This window comes from Glutamicibacter sp. (assembly GCF_035257265.1).
Classification (GTDB): domain Bacteria; phylum Actinomycetota; class Actinomycetes; order Actinomycetales; family Micrococcaceae; genus Glutamicibacter.
On sequence record NZ_DATEXC010000031.1, the window covers coordinates 42,666 to 64,114 of the forward strand.

Consider the following 21,449-nt stretch of genomic DNA (forward strand, 5'->3'; position numbering starts at 1 on the left):
CGTATCACCATATAAAAATCCAACATGTTATTAATGCTTTATCGGGCATGTAGCTACTCTTCACATCCTCGTTCGCTAACCCTTCGCCCATCATCCGAAAGTATGATTTACGACAACCGCTGGGAATGTTAGCGTCGTTTTACAGGGTTTAACTTACAAATAGCCTTTATATCTACAGGAAAAAGACCTATTTAGGTTTCCTTAAGTTTTTATCCACGACGCAAAGGAGTCATCGGTGTATACAGCATTTGGTGTTTTGCTGGCACTCATCGTAGCGTTCGTCGCTCCTTACATTTGGGATTCTTCGAAGGATCCAGTTCTCTTTTCAACGGTGTCTACGATCAGTGCATTCGTAGTGTTCTGTGGGGTGGGAATGCTGCTTGACCGCAGGCGTAATCGAACAAAAATGAAATAGTTTGTGTTTCAAAGGAGAAACCATGAAACGGTTAGGAAAAGCTGTCACAGCTGTTGCAGTTACTGCTGCGCTGACGTTCGCAACCACAGGAGCTGCATTTGCCAGCACCCCGGAAGTTTCGTCGCAGGGTGCAGTGAATGCGCAATCAGAAGAAGCATTACGCGAAGCTCTCAATCAGGTTCTCAGCACAAAATCCCCAGTAGCCGTGCGCACGATGGGGGAAATGATTGAAAAGGACTACGAATTCGGTTCTGGATCGATCCTGACTATTACTCAGGAAAAGCTTGACCTGCCTGATGGCGTGGCTTCCTCTGCTGTGAGTGCCGGCCAAGACTCTAACGGGTTCTACATTGAATTCTCGGCAGCAGATCAAGGTTCAATTTTTACTGGTGGTATAGGAGCAGTTGGCGCTCTCCTTGGAGCGCTTTTTGGGCCTTTTGGAGCAACGCTTGTAGGACTTATTGGGGCTTCTGTCGGCCCACAGCTTGCAGCGGCGTCTTGCTCCAGCTCTGGTAAGGCTGCTCGTTTCTACTACACGTTGGATGGCAACGCTACCTCAGTGCAATGCGTCTAGCGAAGACTAGAAATTGAGAAATGGCCTTTCGGGTTCTCAGACACCATTTCTTTGTTGTACGCTCGGCCGACTGGCTAGGTAATGGTCAGCCCACCTGGTCCTTTGCGGCGTAGCTCGTCATCCTGCGCATGGCTCTTCTGCTCATCTTGCAGTTCGGTGCGGTTCCTGCGCAGTTTTTCCAGCAGCGACTCCGCTGCTGGGGTTGGCTTCTGACCGCTCATTTCATGCTCAGGCTCTGCTGGCACGATATTCTCCTGCTCTGACGTGGGTTGTATACCGCCCTGGCTGAGTCGGCGCAGTTGGGCAAGTTTCGCTTCAGCGTTCGTAGGATTGAGCGTAGTGAAGGCTTGATCATTCTTCTGCTGTATCATCTCTGTTTTGGCTTCTTCTGGCATCGGTGCACGCGTCGTGAGTTCTGAGTGCTTGTGCAGCGCGGCCGCACGGTTACGCAGATTCTGAGCCACTTCGCTTTTCTTCAGGTGCGTTTTGGGCAGTAGGGCTGGTTCTGAGTCCGCGATGTTGTAGGTACGACGGTAGGCCGCGACTTCGGCCGCGACCCGTCGCCATTCTTCCGCCCGGTCACTACGTCCTGGGACAGGACCTAGTGCGTCTAACCAGACCGGTGGGTTCTGCGCCAGATCCGCGCCGACTCGTTGGCGCTCGGTATCCAGTACTTGACGGTATCCGGCCAGCTGCTGCTTCCACGCGTCTGAAGTACGAGGGTCGTGCAGCTCAGCTGTTGGCGCGTACCATTCACCGAGTTCGCTACGAACATGGGCTGGTTCAAGGGTGGGTTGCTCGAGTTCGCGTAGTTCCAGCTCCCGACTAATACGTTCGACAATCGTTCCGGCAGCGGTACTGTGTAACTCGTGTCCACGGTCTAGGGTCTCAGCTTGGCGCAGCAACTCTGGCATGTCCTCCCGTCGTTGTTGTTCTTCACGCAGCTTGTCCAGGGACCAGGACAACAGTTTTTCATTATTTTCCGGATCTGAGGGAACTTGGCGCAGCAAGTCGTCACCGGTGGTTTTGACCCGGTTGGCTAGGGCGTCGTCGGTGAGGTGACCATACAACCGGCGCGTATAAGGGCTAAGTCCTTCGTTGGTGGCCAATTGCGTGGCAGTCTCCCTGTATGGAACAGCGAGGATTTCTGCTTGCGCTGTAGCTCTGCGCTCTAGCTCTTCCAAGTGCTTGGTGGCTACATCACGCAGTGGGCGGTGCTCACTGGCGAGTGCTTCGGCACGGTTTTCCAGTAAGGGTTCCATGCGCCATGCCAGCACGGCTGCTGGCTGGTCGGCATTAGCGAATTCGCGCTGGTGGTAGGCATCAGCCAACAGCGTTTCCATCTTAATGCCTTGCTTTTCCGCGTTCTGCAGGTGGTGGGTGACCGCGCCCCACGCCGGATCAGCAACGAATGAGTCGGCGACACGATCGCCGACGACGGTGCGGAAAATCTGCTCGAAGCGTGAGTCCCGTGCTTGATCCGCCAGATCCCGATAGATCTCACCCAAACCGCTCAGGTCTCGTGCTTTATTGTGTTCGCGGGTGATCGACTCGTGCGCGGTGATGTTCAGGTCAGTGCGCCCGGCGATATCCTTCAGTACTTCATCGGGACGTTCGTTTTCGGCTAGTCCGACATAGATCTGGTTGTCATACTTGCCGCGGCTGGTCGCCACATACGCACCAGCACGATCGCTCTGATTAGTCAGTAATGCGTGGGCTGTATCAACGGTGGCGCCTTGAGCGGTATGGACGGTGTCCGCGTAGCCCAAAATCACGTGCTGTTCCGCGTACGTAGCAGGGATGACTGCGAGCCCTTGGTGCTGCTGGTGCCGTGCCAGCAGGTTGCCGTCTTCAATGCCTTCGACCACCCAGGCATCGTTATTTTTGACGAAGTCTTTGCCCTGGTGAACGCTGATCCGGCGGTCATTATTCTTGGTCAGGATGACATCACCAACGAAGATCTGTGCGTTGTTCCGACCCATCAATGACTGAGCATCATCGAGCTGGCCAGTGTGTAGTCGGTAGGCTTGCGCTTTCTGGTTGAGACGATCCACTTGCGTGTTAGTTCCGGCCAACATGAGGGACTTCAACCCCTTGTTGGTGTCTTTCTGCCACGCCGCAAAGACCTGGTCGGCCATGTGGTCCACGGTTCCAGCTTGGATCTTCCCCTCAGCCCGGTAGTAGGCCCACGGGTCATCTTTACCCACAGCTGGGGCTTCACGCAGCGCCAGGGAAGCGGCGGCTTCTTCCAGGTTCGGGGTGCCATCTGTGTTGCGGAAACGGTGGATCTCCTCCAAATTCACCAACTGCTCTTCAGCGTTCAACAAGCGCAATAGCCCGCCGGCACCGACTGCGGAAAGCTGCTTGTCATCACCGATAGCGCGTACCAAGGCACCGCGTTTTTTAGCTTGCAGTATGAGGGTCACGAACTGCGGGGTGCCAAGCATCCCCGCCTCATCCACCAGCACAATGTCACCGGGGTTTAGCTTGTCTGGGGTACGTAAGAGTCGGTCAACGGTCAGTGCTTCCGCACCTACTTCGCTACCCAACAGGGAGGCTGCTTTCGCCGACGGGGCCACAGCTACCACGTGATGGCCACTGTGCTGCATGGCCGTGACAGCCAGACGCATGGAGGTGGTTTTACCGGTGCCGGCAGGCCCAATCCCGGCCACTAAAAGCTTGGGGCTGCAGGAGAATTCTTGAGCCAACGCGACCTGTTGGTCGTTCAGCCTACCCTCAAAATTCTCCAGAACGCGGGTGAATTCTTCGCGCGTCACTGCCGGGATGACATCGGTACATGCCGCTTGCACCGCAGTATGCTCGGCTTCAAGAATGGCTTCGGAGGTGTAAAGAGCTGCATGGGGTTTCTGATACCGATACACCGACATGACCGCCCCAGGAACAGCGGTTGGGACGGGCAGCTCCGGGGTGACTTTCAGACTCAACGAGTCCAAAGCAGAGCCACGGATCTGAACGATGACACTGTCCGCGATGGGCTGCGCTTGGTACTTCTGGGTGATTTGGCGGCGCACTTCGGCTTCCACATGCGCCGTCGTCCACGTGGACCGGTTCTGTTCCAGGCGGCTGATCGTCGACTGCGCTAGGGCCTCGATCTGCTCAGCGGGCAGCGCTTCCACCAGGTCATAGTTCGGGTTCTGGGCCTTGGAATAGGCGCGCACCGCAGCGAACAAATCGTCCCCCACCAGAGCGCCTTCAGTAGTGCTGAACTTGCTCTGCCAGTGCCCGGTGAGTTCAGAAAGGGAGCGGCCTTTCTTCTTCACTTCACGGGTTTCCAGTGTCGCTTGCTGGGAGAATTTGATCAGCTGCTTCGTATTCGGGGCGCGTCCGTGGCGCTCTTCAAAGCCTGCAACCAGCTGCGTGAGGTTCTCTTTGATGTTGCTCCGGCGTGAGGAGGAAGCCTCAATAGCGGCCATCGGTACCCCGCCGATTTCGATGATCGGACGCTTGCCCTCCACCGCCCGGCTGGCTGGGGATGCGCCCAGTTCTTTGCAGACGTACTGCATGACTTTCGCGTTGTAATGCTCGGACGCGGACACCGCATACTTGTGCAGCACGGTCCCGTCCAGGGCGCTCCATTTGCCATCCATGCCGAGCACTTTGTTGGAGACCACGATGTGATCGTGCAGCTGCGGATCACCATCACGCGAATCATAATGCCGGAACGACGTGTAGATCAGACCGCCGTCGACATCCTCGGACCGCACACCATTCTTCCCACGCCGGGTGAACGTGGCATTGGTTTCGAGGTACTGCATCGCGTCTTCAATCGCCGCATGATGAGCCTTCTCAATAACACCCTGGACCTTGCGGTCGCTCACCCCCCAGAGGTAAGAAATGCTCTTGGATGGGGAGAACACCATGTCGTATCCGGCCACCGCGTTAGAACCTTTATGGGTCTGGCGGGAGATGAACTGGGAGAGCTCTTCCTTGTCCTTGGGCTTACGACCATGAAGCTCGTAGAAGTGCTGACCGCCCGCTTTCGAGCGGATGATTCGGCGTTCATCAGCAGTAGGTTCACGGTGCTTCAGGCGTGTGAAGTCACCCATGGCAGTGGTGATTTTCTTGGTGAGTACTGCGTCGAATTGGTCGAAGCGCTTGTAGCGCTGGCCGAGTTTTGCTTCGATTTTCGCACCGGTCTGAGGGTCGATCTGTCCGGTGAGTGGGTGCTGTCCCAGACCGTAGAGCAGTTCCATCTGCTCTTCATTCACTGCACCAGAGACCCCGAGGTTCTTCGCTCCGCGGCCACCCCAGACCCCTGGCGGGTGGCCGGTCACGGTGTAGTAATCCCCCAAGGTTCGATCTGCTGTGCGCAATTCATCGGCTGAGGCGACTTCACGGGTGTAGTACTGATACCCGTCCCCTGCGCTGAGCTTATGCAGGGTCATCACACGTTCAACACTAACAATCTTGGCCAAAGTTATCGAGGATGCAAGAGGTGTGACAGATCAAGTCTTTGTGGATCGGGAGAAAATTTGGCCGGAGGACTTCGACGATGCGGCAAGGATGATTAGCCGGCGAAAGGGAGGAACGGGAAACTGCGGATCATCATTCGCGCGGCATCGGTGGAGGTACAGACCGCAGGACATCTACGATTCACAAAGTCGACTGGACGTGTTCAGCTGAGGAACGAGGATGGAGGGCACACGGGAAGGAAGATTGATCTGACCATCAAAACTTTTTCTTTTGGTGCGGTTTTGCACATGCGATCTTGGCTGTGTGCAGGTGTGTCCAAGGTGGGTTTGATAGGGTCGCAGCTGTGCCCGGTCAAGTCTCTTGTGTAAAACCGTGCGTGGAGTTTTCCACGTGTGGGCGGGTGGAGATGCCCTGCGATCTCAAAGCCGTCCCCAGGTGGGAGAGTCCACGCGGGACAGAGCCTGGGCGTAGCGAAGCCCGTGATCGTTTGTGGCCGGGGGTGCGCGAGGGGTGTCCCCTCGCCAAAAAGTTGTTGTCGAATGATGAAGGAACGAATCGTTGATGAGTAAGCCACGCAAATCCTCTGCAGCGTTGGCCGCAAGAGAGAAAGCACGGGCGAAAGCTGAGGAGATCACTCGCCGCAATGAGGAGCTCATCGAGCTGGCGGCGGGGTTCTTCGTCCACGAAGATCAGCTCGCCAAGATCGACGAAGACACCGAGCAGAAGATTGCGGAACTTCGTACGGTCGCGCAGCAGAAGAAGGCCACCTCTGCGCGTAAAGCCATGGAGGTGGTGGGCCAGATGCTGGCAACAGGTGAATCGAAGAAGTCGATCGGTGAGCGTCTGGGGCTGACCAATGCCGAGTTGAAGATTTATCTTCCCGCGGTGCCTGCAGTACAGGATGGCGGACCCGGTACGGATGGTGCGAAGAAATCAGCGCCTACGGATTCCGGCGCAGAGGACTCTGGCGCGAGCGCGTCAAATTAAAAACTTGCTTGGCGATTTCCCCAAGGTTTCCGGCAAGACTAATTGAGTCTTGTCTCTATCTCTCCTCGGAGATACTAAGAACGGTATCGCGTGCTTGCCGAAGTCAGTTGCCCTGTGAGTCGCGTTTAGAAGATGACGCTTCGCGCAGGGCACCACGCGCCAAGGATCTCCCCGGCGTCATCGGTCCATGTCACATGAATCAGCTCGGTGGTGCGTGCTGTGGCCTGCACGGTGTGGATCACTTGCCCAGTTTGGGTGGGCAGGTAGCCGGTCGCATCGTAACCGACAGGCCAGCACTTATATGTTCCCTACGGGCGCATGGACCGGAGGCTCGTGTTGCACCAGAAACTTTGCCATCACTTCGTCATATCGAAGAAATTGAGGGCATCCTCTCTGAACGTCGATCAGGTGACCAAGGCACGCTGTGAATAACGGGAACCCTGCCAGCTGCCGTCTGCTAACGTCTCGCGTAGTACCTCCACAGCGTCCCAGACGTCGGTGTACTTCAAGTACAGAGGTGTGAATCCAAACCGCATTAGGTCAGGTGCTCGGAAATCACCGACGACATTTCGTTCAATGAGCCGTTGCATGACCGCGTAGCTATTGGGATGGCGAAGGGACACTTGGCTACCCCGTAGTTGCGAATTTTCCGGGGAAGAAATCTCCACTGGCCAAACGGAGCAGCGTTCTCTTACTAGGTCAATGAACAGGGACGTCATGCGCATGCTCTTCTCGCGAATATGCTGAAGATCCACCCCATCCCAAGCATCGAGTCCTGCCTCGAGCCCGGCGTAAGAAAGCAGTGGTGGAGTGCTGCAGATAAACCGCGAGATTCCCTGTGCTGGTTCATACCGGGTTTCAAAACCAAATGGATTGGCATGGCCATGCCACCCTGACAGTGGCTGGATGGCACGCTCGTGGTGCTTTTTGGCCGCGTAGACGAACGCCGGCGCCCCTGGACCTCCGTTGAGGTACTTGTACGTGCAGCCGACGGCGAAATCGGCGCCGCATGCTTCAAGCTGAACTGGAAGTGCTCCTGCGCTATGTGCCAGATCCCAGATCATCAGAGCTCCCGCGGCGTGCACCTGCGCTGTGATGGACTCCATGTCGTGCAAAAGGCCGGTACGGTAATCGACGTGGCTGAGAACCACAACTGCCACGTCGTCGCTCAATGCCAGCTTCAGACCGCTCGCGGAACTCATGTCGACGAGTCTGCTCTCGTAGTCCTCGAAAAAGCTCATCGCTCCCTCGATCATGTAAAGATCAGTGGGAAAACTGTCTTGATCAGACAGAATGAGCCGCTTGCCGGGGCGAAGCCGGAGTGCAGCCACGACGACCTTGAAGATGTTGATGGACGTCGAGTCGCAGACTACTACTTCCCCTGAGCCTGCTCCGATAAGAGGCGCTAGGCGGTCTCCCAACGACCTGGGTTTGTCGAACCATCCTTCGGCGTTCCAACTGCGGATCAGTCCCTGTCCCCACTCGCGTTCCACCATTTCAAGAACCCGGGCAGGTGCTCCTTTCGGCATGACACCAAGAGAATTTCCGTCTAGATAAATCGTGTCATCAGGAACGCTGAATCTCTCCTGCGTATAGGCGAGGGGATCCTGTTGGTCGAGAGCGAGGCAATCGTCCCGTGTCATTGTATAACCGTTGTACATTCTTGCGTGCCTTTCATGTTTGAGTGTTTCCCAGAATCAGAGGGTGAGGAGATCGTGTCCCACGATGACCTCGCCGGAAAAGTTTGCGGCCGCGGCTTGGCGCCAAGTTTCCGCGCTCACAGATTCATCCGAAGGTACCAAGTGGGACAGGACGAGTGTCTTGACGCTTGCCCTTTCTGCTATTGTCCCGACATCGGAGGAGCTAGTGTGGCTGTCGACCAAGTGCTCACGCAGTCGTGTGGCGTTAGGTTCGCTCTCGATCATGCTTTCCACAGCCGGCAGATGGATGCATTCATGCACCAGGACGTCCGCGCCCTGTGCCAGATCGATGAGGTTCTGTGATGGTGCGGTGTCACCCGAAATAACAATGGAGCGATCCGGGGTGTCAATCCGATATGCAAGGGCAGTCTCGAGCGGCGGGTGGACTACGAGTGCTGTCGATACACGGATGTTTTCGTCCTCGTAGATGAGGCCTCCTGTGGTGATCTCATTGATCTTGATCAGGGGAGCGAGTGGCGGCCTGCCCTCGTCCGCGATGCGGGTGTCAATGTCATGTTGGTTCATTTCGAGGAATTTCGCGCCCATATGGGCCAAAGGAGGGGGACCGAAGGTATGCACTTCATGGTCCAGTCCAGTTGCCCACGACAAGAGCAACAAATTTCCGTAGTCGGCATTGTGGTCCGAGTGATGGTGCGTTACAAAAACAGCACGAATCGAAACTAGCGGTACATCTGCAAGCGTCAACTGGCGGGCTACCCCATTTCCACAGTCAAAAACGTAGGCCGCCCCGTTGACGAGAATTACCTGGGCGGGCGCGCTACGGGTGATCTTCGGTGTAGGACCGCCAGCCGTGCCGAGGAGGATAAGCTTCGTGGTCATCGTCAGTCAGTCCTTTTCTGGGCGGAGGCGGTGGGCGAAAGGGTGCGGCGCAGAAATTCCTTGGTTCGTTCCTCGGCCGGGTGCTCAAGTACTTCCTTCGCGTCCCCGGCCTCCACTACGACGCCCTGGTCCATGAACACGACAGTGTCGGCCACCTCCCGGGCGAAAGCGACTTCATGAGTGACGATCAGCATCGTCATCCCTGCGTTAGCCAAGTCACGCAGGACTTCGAGGACCTCGCCAACCAGCTCAGGATCTAGGGCAGAAGTCGGTTCATCGAACAACATCAAGTCAGGCTTCATGGCAAGAGCGCGTGCTATGCCGACCCGCTGTTGCTGTCCGCCGGAAAGCTGAGCTGGATAAGAATGCGCTTTATCAGCGAGTTTCATGTTATCCAGTAGCTGCATGGCGTAGCTTTTTGCGGCTTCCTTCGGAACCTTCCCCACTTTGACTGGGGCTAGCATGAGATTCTGGAGCACGGTCATGTGTGGAAACAAGTTGAAGTGTTGAAACACCATGCCAATACCTTGGCGCTGCTTGTTTATTGCCCGTTTTGACAATCGGTGAAGTCGTCCGGCGGAGGGCTTGTGACCCATCAGTTCGTCGTGGACGAATATATGTCCGGATTTGATGTCTTCAAGTTGGTTGATGCATCTTAGGAACGTGCTTTTTCCGGAGCCCGAGGGCCCGAGAACACAGACGACTTCACCTTTATGGACAGTCAGGTTGATTCCTTTGAGTACTTCAAGCGTGCCGTACTGTTTGTGGACACGTTCGGCGACGACAACAGCGGTCATTTTGAAATCCTTCTAAGTCTGAGAGATACCGCAGTTCGACTACTGCGCCGGCTGTAGCCTCGGCCGAGCCTCTTTTCTACCATCATCTGTCCGACGCTGAATACCGTGACAACAATGAGGTACCAAGCCGACGCGACTAGTAGCAATTCGATGGTTTTCAGGTTCGCGGCTGAGAGATTCTGTGCTTGGGTGAGCAAATCGCCGCCAGCAATGACTGCGACCAACGAGGTCATTTTCAACATATTGATGAAGTTGTTGCCTGCCGGCGGGATGATCACGCGCAGTGCTTGGGGCAAAACTACCCTGGTCTGCATCACCCAGCCCGGCAGGCCCAGGGCGCGCGAGGCCTCTGTCTGTCCTTTGTCCACCGACTGGATACCTGACCTAATGATTTCCGCCATGTACGCGGCATCGTGCAATCCGAGTGCGAGGACCGAGGCGGTGAACATCGTCAGGATGGAGTTTGTGTCTGCGGAAACGAGAGTTATGTCTGTGAACGGAACAACGATAGCCAATTCCGGATAAAACAATGAGAAATTACCCAGTATGAGAATTTGAACCAGAAGCGGAGTTCCGCGGAAGACCCAGACATACCCTTGGGCGACTGCGGTCAATACGGGGTTACCACTTAGCCTGAAGAGAGCAATGACGGTTCCGAGGGCGATCGAAAGTAGACCGGCTAGCAAGGCAAGGATAAGAGTCGTTTTCAGGCCCTGAAGGATGGCGCCGCTGAACATGAAATCGGATATGGCACCATGATCAATGCTGGGATTGGTGTAGACCGAATAGCCAACCCAGGCCAGCATCAACACCACGAAGACCGCGGCTGCCCAGCGGCCGAGATGTCGCTGCGGTGCCACCAGTTCGGGTAATCCGGCAGAACGGCCGATGTTCTGCTCAGCCAGGTTCTCGTTATCGTTTGGGTCTGGGACCGACGTTGCTGAAGATCTAGCGTCGCTCAATGAATGTGCCAAGACCAACCTACTTTCCGCCATTGACCGCAGGTTGCTCAACGGCCAAGTCAGCTCGGTCATACTTGGCTAGTATTTCGCCGTAAGTACCGTTTGTCATGATGTTGTCGAAGGCGGACTTCAGCGCGTCCCGTAAGTCGTTATCTTTTTTCGAGAATGCCATCCCGATCAATTCCAATGGGTAGGAGTCATCCGTCACGGCGTCGAAGATTTTCCCTTCACCGGCGGTGTCGGCCAAGTAACCCATGGTCAGTGTCTGGCCCAGGAATGCCGCGCTCTTTCCCGTCTGGACCTGCAGCCTTGCGTCGGATGCGGAACCGAACTGTTGGATTACGAGTTCTGATTTTCCTTCAACCTGGCATTTAGCTGCCTGTTCCTCTAGGAACGCGACAAGGGAAGTCCCTCGGACACCCGAGAGAGTCTTTCCGCACAGGTCGCCGGACGTGGATACTCCCTCCGGGTTACCTTTAGGAACCAGATACGTCAGACCGTTATGTATGTAGTCAACGAAGTCGAACGTTTCCTGGCGCTCGGCGGTGTCGGAAAACATATCGAAAATGGCGTCAATCTTGCCGCTTTGGAGGGACGGCGTCAGAGACGCAAATGAGATCTGTTGGAACTCAAGAGGCACGCCTAATTCCTTGCTGAGCGCGGTTGCCATGTCGTAGTTCAGGCCCTTGATCGTCTTGGCATCAGTGTCCAAGTAGATCACCGGCGGGGATGACAGCTGACTGCCCACTATGATTTTCCCGGCGTCCCGGACATTGGCCGGCAACTCGGAGTAGAGGGGCGCTTCCTTATTGACAGCGTTGACTGCCGATCCTTCGCCGGTGACTTCTTCGGCCTCGGTGGCGCCAGCACAGGACGATAGAAGCAGCGCGCCTGCCGCCGCAGCGCATGCTACTTGCACGAATTTGAACTTCATTGTTTCCTCCAGTGCGTTTCCTCCGAACCCACGAATAACCGCTGACTCCAGTCAAGTGGGTGACGCGCATCACTAGCTCGCTAGTATGAGTGTGCCACCATCCGCACATAGCTCGGAAATGCTTATTCGCCTCATTGCCATGCCCAAATAGACATTCGACAAAACCTAGCGGGTCTCGTCACGGTTCAATGAATCACCGGAATTCTGATCCCCAAAACATTCCTGGCACCAAATCGTCTTTGGGTTGGCCGCTGATGACTCTGCACTTGCGCGTTTAGGCCTTGGAGTAAACCACATTGCGACGCCGGCAGCGAGGTATTCCGATTTGCAACCCTTACTGTGCCGATACCGCCCCCGGCATTTGCGAGCCGACCCGCCGGAGCGCTTTGAGCATCAGGGCCGTGCTTGGGCTGGGTGAGAAGCTGCCATCGCGTGTGGCAACAATCGTCTGGCTGACTCCAGTCAGGGGCGTAGGCAAGACGGCCAGCTGCGGTTCGGCCAGCGCAAGCGTTTCGGGGAGTACTGCGAGGTAGTCCGTTTCAGCAACCAAAGTCCTGGTTGTTAGCGGCGCAGTGCATTCCACCCAACTCTCCGGAAGGTTCAATCCCTGGTTCCGGAACTGTTCCAGAAGCTCGCCCCGAAGAGATGTTTGACTAAGGGGTAATACCCAAGGGAATCCTTCCAAGTCTCCCAGCGACGGATCGACCATGGAAAGAGCCGGATGATTCCGACGCACAACGATCCTGAATGGTTCCCTGTAGAGCATTGTTTGATGGGCTGCGTCGGGTGAGGTTGACTGCCGCTTTCTGCCGATGACCAGATCGACTTCCCCGGCTGCCAAGTCGGCTGCCAGTCGGTCCGGTGATCCCTCTCTGATGATGACATTGACACGCGGATGCCCGGATTTGAGTAGAGCGACTGCCCGAGGCAGTAATAGGTTGCCCCCGGCGAGGTGGACGCCGACTGTGACCGTACCAGCAGTGGCATTGGCCAGTTCGGCGACGTGCCCCGAGGCCTGGCGGAGGTGGGCTAGTACGCCGCGAGCGTGCTCCAAGAATGCCTCGGCGTACACCGTGGGCCTTACTCCCTTCGGCCCGCGGACAAATAATTCCACGCCCACAAGTTCCTCCAGCTCCTTCAAGGCACGAGTCACGACCGGCTGTGTGACGTGCAAGTGTGCTGCCGCGCGGACAATGCTGCCGTGGTCAGAGATGGCAATGACTAGAACGAGGTGCCTGATTTTTAATCGACCGTCGATGAGATTAGCTGGTTTCATTGCCCAAGGGTATGCATGTTTGGCTATGGAGATCAACAGTTTACGTATTAGACGGCTATGTGCGATGCAGTTCACACTAGAAACAGATGAAGCTGAAGCGGAACACTTCCGATTCGGCAGAAGGTGAAGGAGCAAACAGTGGCCCTGGACTTGATACGCAATTTTGTCGGTGGAGAATACCTGGACGGTGGCAGCGGTTTTGACAATATCAATCCGGTTGATGGAACAGTGGTTTCCTCCGTCATGGAAGCCGACCGCGGAATCGTGGAAAAAGCGGTTGCGGCCGCCCGAAAGTCTTTGAGCGGACCATGGGGCAGATATACCGCAAGCCAGCGTGCGGCTATTATGAGGCGGATCGCGGAGCGCATTGAAGCGCGGAGCGAAGATCTCCTGCGAGCTGAGATTGCAGACACTGGCAAGCCCGAGGCGCTGGCTCGGGAACTGGACATTTCGCGGGCGTCCTTGAACTTCCGGGCCTTTGCGGACATTATTGCGTCCAGCGGCGCTGACTCCTTCTTGACAGAGTTCGCCGATGGGCGCAGGGCTTTGAACTATGCGTTGAGGAAGCCACTTGGAGTCGTGGCCGTGGTTGTCCCATGGAACCTTCCGTTGCTTCTACTCACGTGGAAGGTTGCGCCGGCAATCGCCTGTGGAAATGCAGTGGTCGTCAAACCGTCTGAGGAGACACCATCGACGGCGACGCTGCTCGGGGAAATCATGAAGGAGGCTGGCCTCCCGGACGGTGTATACAACGTGGTCCACGGCTTCGGCGAGAACTCGGCGGGCGAATTCCTGACGAAAGCGGATGGCGTGGACGGTATCACCTTCACCGGAGAATCATCCACTGGGTCCGCCATCATGCGCGCAGCTGCTCCGTCGGTTCGTCCAGTTTCATTTGAGCTTGGTGGCAAGAACGCAGCGCTGGTTTTTGCGGACGCTGATATCGAGAAAGCGGTCAACGGGCTATCCAGATCGATCTTCACAAATACCGGACAGGTCTGCCTTTGCACTGAACGCGTCTATATTCAGCGTCCCGTCTTCGAGGAAGTTGTTGCCGGCCTCGTGGAGAAAGCGAAAATGCTGAAGCTCGGTCGCCCTACCGACCCCGGCACGACAACCGGACCGCTCATTTCACAAAAACACCGAGACAAAGTCCTTTCATACTTCCGCAAGGCTGAAGACGAAGGCGGAACAGCTGTCATTGGCGGCATGGTCCCCGAAATGCCCGCAGAATTGGCCAATGGATCCTGGATCATGCCAACTCTCTGGACGGGTTTGTCCCATGACAGTTCGCCAATGCGAGAAGAGGTTTTCGGGCCCGTAGCCGGTCTTGTGCCTTTCGATTCCGAGTCCGAAGCGGTGAGGCTGGCGAATGACACCCGTTATGGTCTGGCCGCCTCCGTCTGGACGGAAAACCTTGAACGAGGCCATAGGGTAGGAGCCCAAATGAACACGGGCATTTCCTGGGTGAACACGTGGTATTTGCGGGACCTGCGTTCCCCCTTCGGTGGCTCAGGCCTATCTGGTATAGGGCGTGAAGGCGGCAAGAACTCATTGCATTTCTACACGGAACCCACCAACATCTGCATCAAGCTTTCCGAGGAGGAAGCCCTATGAACACTTTAGTCACAGAGGAAGCAGCGCTCATACTGGATCGGGCCCAACGGACCGGACTCGCTGTAGAACAGTTCGGCTCCTACCTGGACCTTGTCCAAGCGTATGCCGTGCAGGCGCGCACGCTGGAACTTCGCACGGAACGCGGAGAGGTCGCCACGGGTAGAAAGCTCGGATTTACGAGCGAGGCCAAAATGTCTCAGATGGGCGTATCGGAACTGATTGTCGGGTACCTTACGGATTCCATGCGAGTGGAAGAAGGCGGAACCCTGAGCTTGGACGGCTTGGTACATCCGCGGGTTGAACCGGAGATTGCCTTCCGGTTGGGGAAGGATGTGCCTGCTGGCAGCGATGTCTCCGATCTGATGGGGGCAATCGACGCCGTTGCCCCAGCCCTTGAGATCATCGACTCACGCTATCGCGATTTCCGTTTCAGCCTTCCTGATGTCGTTGCGGACAATACCTCGGCCTGCCGGTACGTGATTGGAAGCTGGCAAGGGATGGACAACGACGTGAGCAATTTGCCCGTCTCTCTGAAAATCGACGGTACGGCGGTTGCAGAAGGCTCGACGTCGGATATTCTTGGCGACCCGCTTCGCACCATCCCCCGACTGGCAGCGATGTCTCGAACGTACGGCTTTGATCTCCACGCTGGAGCGATAATTTTGGCCGGAGCGGCAACGGCGGCTGTCCCCCTGGTTGCAGGTTCTCGGGTCGAGTCGTTCATCGACGGACTGGGCAGCGTACGTCTGCATGTGAAAGGAGCCTAAAATGAGCCAAACCAAAATTCTCAACCATTTAGCGGTGCCCCGCGGTCGGTTTCCGCATGTTAAACGTGTGGGGGACATGGTCTACATCTCCGGGACCAGTAGCCGGCGTCCCGACAACACCTTCGAAGGCGCCGAGGCTGACGATTTCGGCGTCACAACCTTGGATATTCGTGCCCAAACGCGCGCCGTGATCACGACTATGGAACAAATCCTCGGCTCTGTCGACGCGGGGCTTCAAGACCTCGTCCAACTCACCGTGTACCTCGTGAACATGAATGATTTTGGCGGTTACAACGAGGTCTACTCGGAATACTTCGATGAGGATGGGCCAACGCGCACGACAATAGCGGTGCATCAGCTCCCGCACCCGCATCTACTCATTGAAATCCAAGCAGTCGCCCACACACCGCAAAACGTAAACGTTGAAACCAACAAGAAGATCGACTAGGAGTAAACCCATGAATGAGAATCACAGCAAGACGAACGTCCTTCCCGTATTCAACTTCCAACAGTGGCTCGCCGCAAACGAGGCATCCCTCAAACCGCCTGTAAATAACAAAGCCATGTGGACACGTGTTGACGACTTCATTGTTCAGGTCGTCGGAGGCCCGAACCAGCGCACCGACTTCCACGTTGATCCGTACGAAGAATGGTTCTACCAAATCAAGGGAAACATGCACGTCAACATCGTCACCGACGAAGGCATCCAGCGGGTCGATATCCGCGAAGGTGACATGTGGCTGCTTTCAGGCAACATCCCGCACTCGCCCCAGCGGCCTGAAGCCGGTTCGATCGGCATTGTTATCGAGCGGATCCGTGAAGAAGGAACCCTCGAGAAATTCCAGTGGTACTGCATCAACTGCTCCAATCTCATTCACGAAGTCGAATTACAGGTCCGTGACATCGTTGCTGACCTCCCGCCGGTATTCGAGAACTTCTACAACAGCGCCGATTCAGCGCGCACCTGCAACAACTGCGGTGATGTTCACCCTGGGCGCGGCTAGACATGGCAACGAAGGATAACCACCGCTCAGCTACGGTCGATGTGCACACCCACTACGTGCCGAAAGGCTGGCCAGATCTGGGCGAGGCTACCGGAGCATGCGGCCCCTGGCCGTGGATGCGCGTGGACGGTGAGCGTGACGCCATGATCATGCTTGGCGAGCAGGAGTTCCGACCCCTCTTGGACAACGCTTGGCAGGCAGAAGTCCGATTGGAAGAGATGGATGAGGACGGCGTCGATGTCCAAGTGCTCTCACCTACCCCCCTCTTCTTCTGTTATGACAAGGGACCCGGGGAAGCTGCCAAAGTCAGTGGCATATTCAACGATCTCGCCTTGGAGATTGCGGCCAATGGCAACGGCCGGCTCCTGCCGTTCTGCCAGGTTCCACTGCAGGACACCGATGCGGCTTGCCGAGAACTGGACCGCTGTATCGACAACGGCCATCGCGGCGTCGAAATCGGCAACCACGTAGGAGACCTCGACCTCGACAACGAGGGAATCATCGCGTTCCTGCAACACTGCGCCGACCGCGACGTTCCCGTCTTCGTCCATCCTTGGGACATGCCCGAATCCCCACGTCTGGACCGTTGGATGGCGAAGTGGCTGGTGGGCATGCCCTCAGAGACGCACCTGTCCATCCTGTCCTTGGTCCTCGGCGGCGGCTTCGACAAACTGCCCAAGTCGCTGCGTCTGTGCTTCGCGCACGGAGGAGGCTCGTTCCCCTATTGGCTTGGGCGCATGGACAACGCCTGGCATCGCCGCCCGGATCTGATTGCCAAGTCCGAACAGCCACCCTCATTTTACGTCGACCGATTCAGTGTGGATTCCGTGGTCTTCAACGAACCATCTCTTCGGTTGTTGGTGGAAATCATGGGACATGGCAACGTCATGCTCGGCAGTGACTATCCTTATCCGCTCGGCGAACAACCCGCAGGAAAGTTGATCCGAGGCGCGAAATTTCTCACCGAAACGCAACGAGAGGCCATGCTGGGCGGCAACGCCATGCGATGGCTCAGCTTGGAGGAGACAAATTCAGTGGTAGATAAAAATCTAGAAACGGCGCGACCATGAGCCACCACGGACGACGGTCGCCAGTTGATTTGGAAGCATCCATAAGCGAGAGAAGCCGGGGCAGGAGCTTGAAATCAGAATGTGTGATTCGACGGCTGTCATGACACCAGTAGTCCGAACCCGAGGCAGACTGAGCCTTCCTTGGCTTTTGGTGCTCGCGCTCTTGGCTACCGCGGCCCCCCTCTCCACCGATTTGTATCTACCGAGTTTCCCGAGGATTCAATCAGAGTTCGCTGCGACGGCGTCCGGTGTGCAGCTTAGTCTCACCGGCTTCTTCATCGGCATGGCGGCGGGACAATTGCTGTTTGGGGCTCTCTCGGACCGTTTTGGACGAATGAGGCCGCTCATCGTCGGAACCATCGGCGCCATAGCGGCCTCAGTACTGACGACGTTCGCTCCGACCCTCGAGGTCTTCGTGGGCGCTCGCTTAGTGCAGGGGATCTGCGGTGCTGCCGGCGTTGTCATCGCCCGCGCCATCGTAGTGGACCTAACCAAGTCCCCCCAAACCGCCCGGACGATGAGCCTGTTAGTTACCGCCACCGGTATAGCTCCCGCTATCGCCCCGTCCATTGGGGCCGCCCTTCAGGGGGTGCTCGGTTGGCGCGGCGTTATGGCGACCCTTGCCGCACTATTTACACTGATGCTTTTGAGCGTGATCTTGGTTTTACGCGAAACACTCCCGCCAGCGTTGCGACGTCGACACAGCGTTCTGGGCGGTTTTAACCAACTATTCCGGGTGCCTCGGTATCTGGTGTACACGGCTATCTTCGCCACGGCGTTCGCTACGATGATGGCCTACATATCGGCAAGTTCCTTCGTTTACCAAAACGTTATGGGCTTCTCACCCGAAGGCTACGGACTGTTGTTCGGAATCAATGCTCTGGGGCTTGTCATGGCCGGATTTGCATCGTCGCGATTAGCGGAACGGTTCGGAGCACAGCGCCTGATCACCATCGCCGTTCCGATTCTTCTGCTCTGCTCCGTCTCCGTCCTCGTTTTGGCGGTCATGCCCGTCTCTCGTTGGCTCCTAGCGATTCCGCTACTGCCCGCGGTTGCGAGTGTTGGTTTCATTATGGGCAACGCGTCGGCCCTCGCCCTCGGAGAGGTCCGACACGTGTCCGGCAGCGGATCTGCCCTTCTCGGAGCAACACAGTTCGTGTTCGGGGCCATGGTCGCGCCTTTGGTGGGACTTGCAGGTGAATACAATGCGGTTCCCATGGCTATCGTCATGACCATAACCGCCACCACCGCGGCAGTTCTCACAGCGCTTCAGCACCGATTGCGAATAGCTAATGAAGATGGAGCTGATGCACTGCGCTCCAAGAATGTTGAAGGTGATCAGCTGCCTTCGATCCCGGAGGGCCAAGCTTCAAGCTGAGCTTACTAGTACAGCAAGCCCGAACATTTGCAAACACTGAATGGAGACCGTGTGAAACCCTCGACCGAACGCACGAAACTGCTTGATTCCATGGCCGCGGACCTGCTGACCGCCACCGAGACCCTGAAACCGATTGACCCGCTGCGCGACCGCGTCGAAGCCATGGATGTTTCCGACGCGTACCGGATCCAAGACACCCAATTGCGCGCTCATGTAACCGCCGGACGCGTGCTGGCCGGACGCAAGGTTGGACTGACCTCACTCGCCATGCAGAAGCAGCTCGGTGTGGATTCCCCCGACTTTGGTTTCTTCTTCAGCGACATGGTGCACCACGAGGACGCACAGATCGCTGCCGCCTCGTTCATCTCCCCCCCCCAAGGTTGAACCAGAATTCGGTTTTGTCCTCAAGGAAGCGTTGTCCGGCCCGGGTGTGACCCGTGAACAGGCTGCGGCAGCCATTGGCGAGGTGTACGCGGCCATCGAGATCATCGACTCGCGCATCGTCAACTGGGACATTCGCTTGGTGGATACCGTGGCCGACAACGCCTCCTGCGGCGCCATCGCCGTAGGAACCACGCCACCGGACGTCGACGTTTCAGACCTGAGTTCCGTCCAGTGCACCTTGCTGATTGATGGGCACTCGACGGACCCGCTCGCAAAACCGTCCCGCTCAGGTGACACAAACGTTACATTCGAACCATGTCACCGCGCATGTTCGGGTACGCCCGCGTCTCCACCAACCAACAGGACCTGAGTTCCCAACAAACAGTCTTCAAGGCCCTCGGAGTCCCGGACGACCTGGAAAAGATCACTACGAACGGGGACGACATGACCCGTGTGGCCGCTTCCCTGGTTACGGGGTCGGCGCGCGCGTACGACCTGCTACGCATGTTCACCCATGATAATGGTTCCCCGTCATCGCTCGGGGCAGCGGTCATCGAGTATGGTCACATCGCAAATACCCTTCATTTGTTGTCCCTGATCGACCCGACCGATGAGACCTACCGGCGGGCCATCAACTCCCAGCTCACTGTGCAGGAGTCACGTCATCGTCTAGCCCGGGCAATTTCCCACGGTAGGCGCGGGCAGAGTTACCAGCGTTACCGCGAGGGGTAGTAAGACCAGCTCGGCGCGCTGGGGCTGGTGTTTAACGCCGCCGTGCTTTGGAACACCAAATAAACAGATGCCATCATCACTGAACTGCATGAAAACGAGGAAGATGATGTAGCGAGGTTGTCCCCGCTGGTCGATGCTCACATCAACATGCGGGGCCTCTACGCGTTCACCGCACCTACACTTTAAGGGCTACGACCATTCCGAGGTCCAACCGCGCCCGGAAGCTGACTCATCTGCACGGCAAATATCCCTACCTGTCTTACAAGCCATGGGTTGTAAGACGTCTCATCGGGCGTCACTCCCCCAGCTGAAAATCCTTGAAAACTCACTGGTCCTAAATTCTCGCAACGATGTGTTGCAACCAATGTCATAGACATGATGTCAAGACCATTAGTTGCGAGACACTTTCACAGATTCCATGACCGAACTGATCGGATACGCTCGCGTATCAACCAAAGCGCAAGACACTGACCGGCAAATCCAAGATCTCCGTGCCGCCAGAGCCAGACATGATGACCTCTATATCAACCAAGGCCGCTCCGGAGCGCTGACCAAACGTCCTGGACTCGACAAAGCTCTCGATGCACTCCAGCCAGATGACAACCTCGTGATAACTACCTTGGATCAGCTGGGACGTTCGACCCAAAAAATACTCGACCTCGCCGAAGAACTTCGCACTCGAAATATTGAACTGCGCATTCTGAATCTCGGCGGCGACGTTGACACCAAAACACCCACTGGAGCTATGGTCTTCACCGCCATGGCAGCTCTGGCCCAAATGGAGTTAGAGATCAAAAGCCGCACCTTCACCAACTCGCAGATCCGCCATCACACCGCGCCAAAACTCATCCAAGCCGTTGAACCAGCAACCCAAATCGCCAGGGATATAGGAATGTCCCGCGTCACGCCCTACCGCAGAATAAAAGAGCACCAAGAAATAACGGAAAACTGAAGTCACCTCAAAAACGAGACCATACCCTTTTGAGTGTTGCTCCTGCGGAAGAAGAAGGCACGGGCGCAATCCGCGTTTTTCTTCTCCAGCACTGAGCCGTGCAGAGCTTTCCACTGGCTTAGTAAGTTATTTTCCAGTTAAACGTATTCTCAGAAAATCATTCCAGGCTGATCACCGAGCGCCGAACGAGCAACATCATTGGGTTTATGATGCCCAACGGAGCCGCGGGTCTCTACATCTATTCACAGAATTTGAGGTGGCTTGTGAAAAAGAAAATAAACGACGCTACGGTTTCACCGTTCCGTAGCGCGTCCGTTCCCGGTGTATAACTCACTAAAATAGCGGTCCGTGCACTTGAAACCCTGAACTTGATACTACAATTTCGCCCGTTTAGACGCAGTAGAAAACCGACCTATGCAGAATTCAACTAGTGCAGTCACCCCAACCGCCGCTAGTGAATAGATCAAGAAAAAAGGAACTGACAAGGCAAGCCACTCTAACAGAAACTCTCCAACAGTAGAAAGGTCCGAATCGGTTAGGAAATTCCAGAAAAGATCAAAAACGCAGAGCCCGATAAATAGCAATGATGTCTCGCGGAGCAGTGACTTCCTCTTTTTGATCCAAGT

At 56.3% G+C, this 21,449-nt stretch carries 18 protein-coding genes and 1 pseudogene; 12 read left to right on the forward strand and 7 right to left on the reverse strand.

Features of this window, described 5'->3' with window-relative positions; all coding sequences use genetic code 11:
* Positions 1-437: 437 nt before the first annotated feature.
* Positions 438-989, forward strand: coding sequence for a hypothetical protein (locus tag VJ369_RS07535; RefSeq protein ID WP_324091473.1), 552 nt, complete (start codon positions 438-440; stop codon positions 987-989).
* A 74-nt stretch (positions 990-1,063) separates the two neighbouring features.
* Here the strand turns inward: VJ369_RS07535 and mobF are convergent, their stop codons facing one another.
* Entirely contained in the window at positions 1,064-5,395 is a 4,332-nt protein-coding gene (mobF, locus tag VJ369_RS07540) for a MobF family relaxase (RefSeq protein ID WP_324091474.1), read from the reverse strand.
* A 589-nt stretch (positions 5,396-5,984) separates the two neighbouring features.
* Here mobF and VJ369_RS07545 point away from each other — a divergent pair.
* Positions 5,985-6,410, forward strand: a complete 426-nt coding sequence (locus VJ369_RS07545) for a hypothetical protein (protein ID WP_324091475.1) — start codon at positions 5,985-5,987, stop codon at positions 6,408-6,410.
* A 404-nt stretch (positions 6,411-6,814) separates the two neighbouring features.
* Here VJ369_RS07545 and kynU read toward each other — a convergent pair whose 3' ends face one another.
* The 6 genes from kynU to VJ369_RS07575 form a co-directional block, all read right to left on the reverse strand.
* Positions 6,815-8,053: a kynureninase gene (kynU, locus tag VJ369_RS07550; RefSeq protein ID WP_324091476.1), complete on the reverse strand. Its 1,239-nt coding sequence runs from the start codon at positions 8,051-8,053 to the stop codon at positions 6,815-6,817.
* 54 nt (positions 8,054-8,107) lie between these two features.
* On the reverse strand, positions 8,108-8,950 hold the full coding sequence (locus VJ369_RS07555; protein ID WP_324091477.1) for an MBL fold metallo-hydrolase: 843 nt from the start codon (positions 8,948-8,950) through the stop codon (positions 8,108-8,110).
* Between the two features lie 2 nt (positions 8,951-8,952).
* Positions 8,953-9,747 carry an amino acid ABC transporter ATP-binding protein gene (locus tag VJ369_RS07560; RefSeq protein ID WP_324091478.1) on the reverse strand — a complete coding sequence of 265 codons (795 nt, stop codon included), beginning with the start codon at positions 9,745-9,747 and terminating at the stop codon, positions 8,953-8,955.
* Complete coding sequence (locus tag VJ369_RS07565) at positions 9,744-10,721, reverse strand: amino acid ABC transporter permease (protein ID WP_324091479.1); 978 nt, start codon at positions 10,719-10,721, stop codon at positions 9,744-9,746. The genes VJ369_RS07560 and VJ369_RS07565 overlap by 4 nt, the downstream gene beginning before the upstream one ends.
* A 7-nt stretch (positions 10,722-10,728) precedes the next feature.
* Positions 10,729-11,643 (reverse strand): ABC transporter substrate-binding protein, encoded by a 915-nt coding sequence (locus VJ369_RS07570; protein ID WP_324091480.1) that lies wholly within the window; start codon positions 11,641-11,643, stop codon positions 10,729-10,731.
* A 334-nt stretch (positions 11,644-11,977) separates the two neighbouring features.
* Positions 11,978-12,919 (reverse strand): LysR substrate-binding domain-containing protein, encoded by a 942-nt coding sequence (locus VJ369_RS07575; RefSeq protein WP_324091481.1) that lies wholly within the window; start codon positions 12,917-12,919, stop codon positions 11,978-11,980.
* A gap of 138 nt (positions 12,920-13,057) precedes the next feature.
* On the opposite strand from VJ369_RS07575, the gene VJ369_RS07580 reads away from it, so the two are divergent.
* From VJ369_RS07580 to VJ369_RS07625, 10 genes and pseudogenes are all read left to right on the forward strand, one after another.
* Positions 13,058-14,536 (forward strand): 2-hydroxymuconic semialdehyde dehydrogenase, encoded by a 1,479-nt coding sequence (locus tag VJ369_RS07580; protein WP_324091482.1) that lies wholly within the window; start codon positions 13,058-13,060, stop codon positions 14,534-14,536.
* Positions 14,533-15,303, forward strand: a complete 771-nt coding sequence (locus VJ369_RS07585; protein ID WP_324091483.1) for a 2-keto-4-pentenoate hydratase — start codon at positions 14,533-14,535, stop codon at positions 15,301-15,303. Before VJ369_RS07580 ends, VJ369_RS07585 begins: the two co-directional genes overlap by 4 nt.
* A 1-nt stretch (position 15,304) precedes the next feature.
* A complete protein-coding gene (locus tag VJ369_RS07590; RefSeq protein ID WP_324091484.1) occupies positions 15,305-15,751 on the forward strand; it encodes a RidA family protein in 447 nt (148 codons plus the stop codon).
* 10 nt (positions 15,752-15,761) lie between these two features.
* Positions 15,762-16,307 carry a 3-hydroxyanthranilate 3,4-dioxygenase gene (locus tag VJ369_RS07595; RefSeq protein WP_324091485.1) on the forward strand — a complete coding sequence of 182 codons (546 nt, stop codon included), beginning with the start codon at positions 15,762-15,764 and terminating at the stop codon, positions 16,305-16,307.
* A gap of 2 nt (positions 16,308-16,309) precedes the next feature.
* Complete coding sequence (locus VJ369_RS07600) at positions 16,310-17,377, forward strand: amidohydrolase family protein (RefSeq protein WP_324091486.1); 1,068 nt, start codon at positions 16,310-16,312, stop codon at positions 17,375-17,377.
* Between the two features lie 100 nt (positions 17,378-17,477).
* A complete protein-coding gene (locus VJ369_RS07605) occupies positions 17,478-18,755 on the forward strand; it encodes a multidrug effflux MFS transporter (protein WP_324091487.1) in 1,278 nt (425 codons plus the stop codon).
* Positions 18,756-18,806: 51 nt separating this feature from the next.
* Positions 18,807-19,139, forward strand: a complete 333-nt coding sequence (locus VJ369_RS07610; RefSeq protein WP_324091488.1) for a hypothetical protein — start codon at positions 18,807-18,809, stop codon at positions 19,137-19,139.
* Between the two features lie 31 nt (positions 19,140-19,170).
* On the forward strand, positions 19,171-19,509 hold the full coding sequence (locus tag VJ369_RS07615; RefSeq protein WP_324091489.1) for a hypothetical protein: 339 nt from the start codon (positions 19,171-19,173) through the stop codon (positions 19,507-19,509).
* Positions 19,510-19,550: 41 nt separating this feature from the next.
* A pseudogene (locus tag VJ369_RS07620) lies at positions 19,551-20,057 on the forward strand (Tn3 family transposase); the annotation flags it as partial.
* A 232-nt stretch (positions 20,058-20,289) separates the two neighbouring features.
* Positions 20,290-20,823 carry a recombinase family protein gene (locus VJ369_RS07625; protein WP_324091490.1) on the forward strand — a complete coding sequence of 178 codons (534 nt, stop codon included), beginning with the start codon at positions 20,290-20,292 and terminating at the stop codon, positions 20,821-20,823.
* Positions 20,824-21,449: the final 626 nt, after the last annotated feature.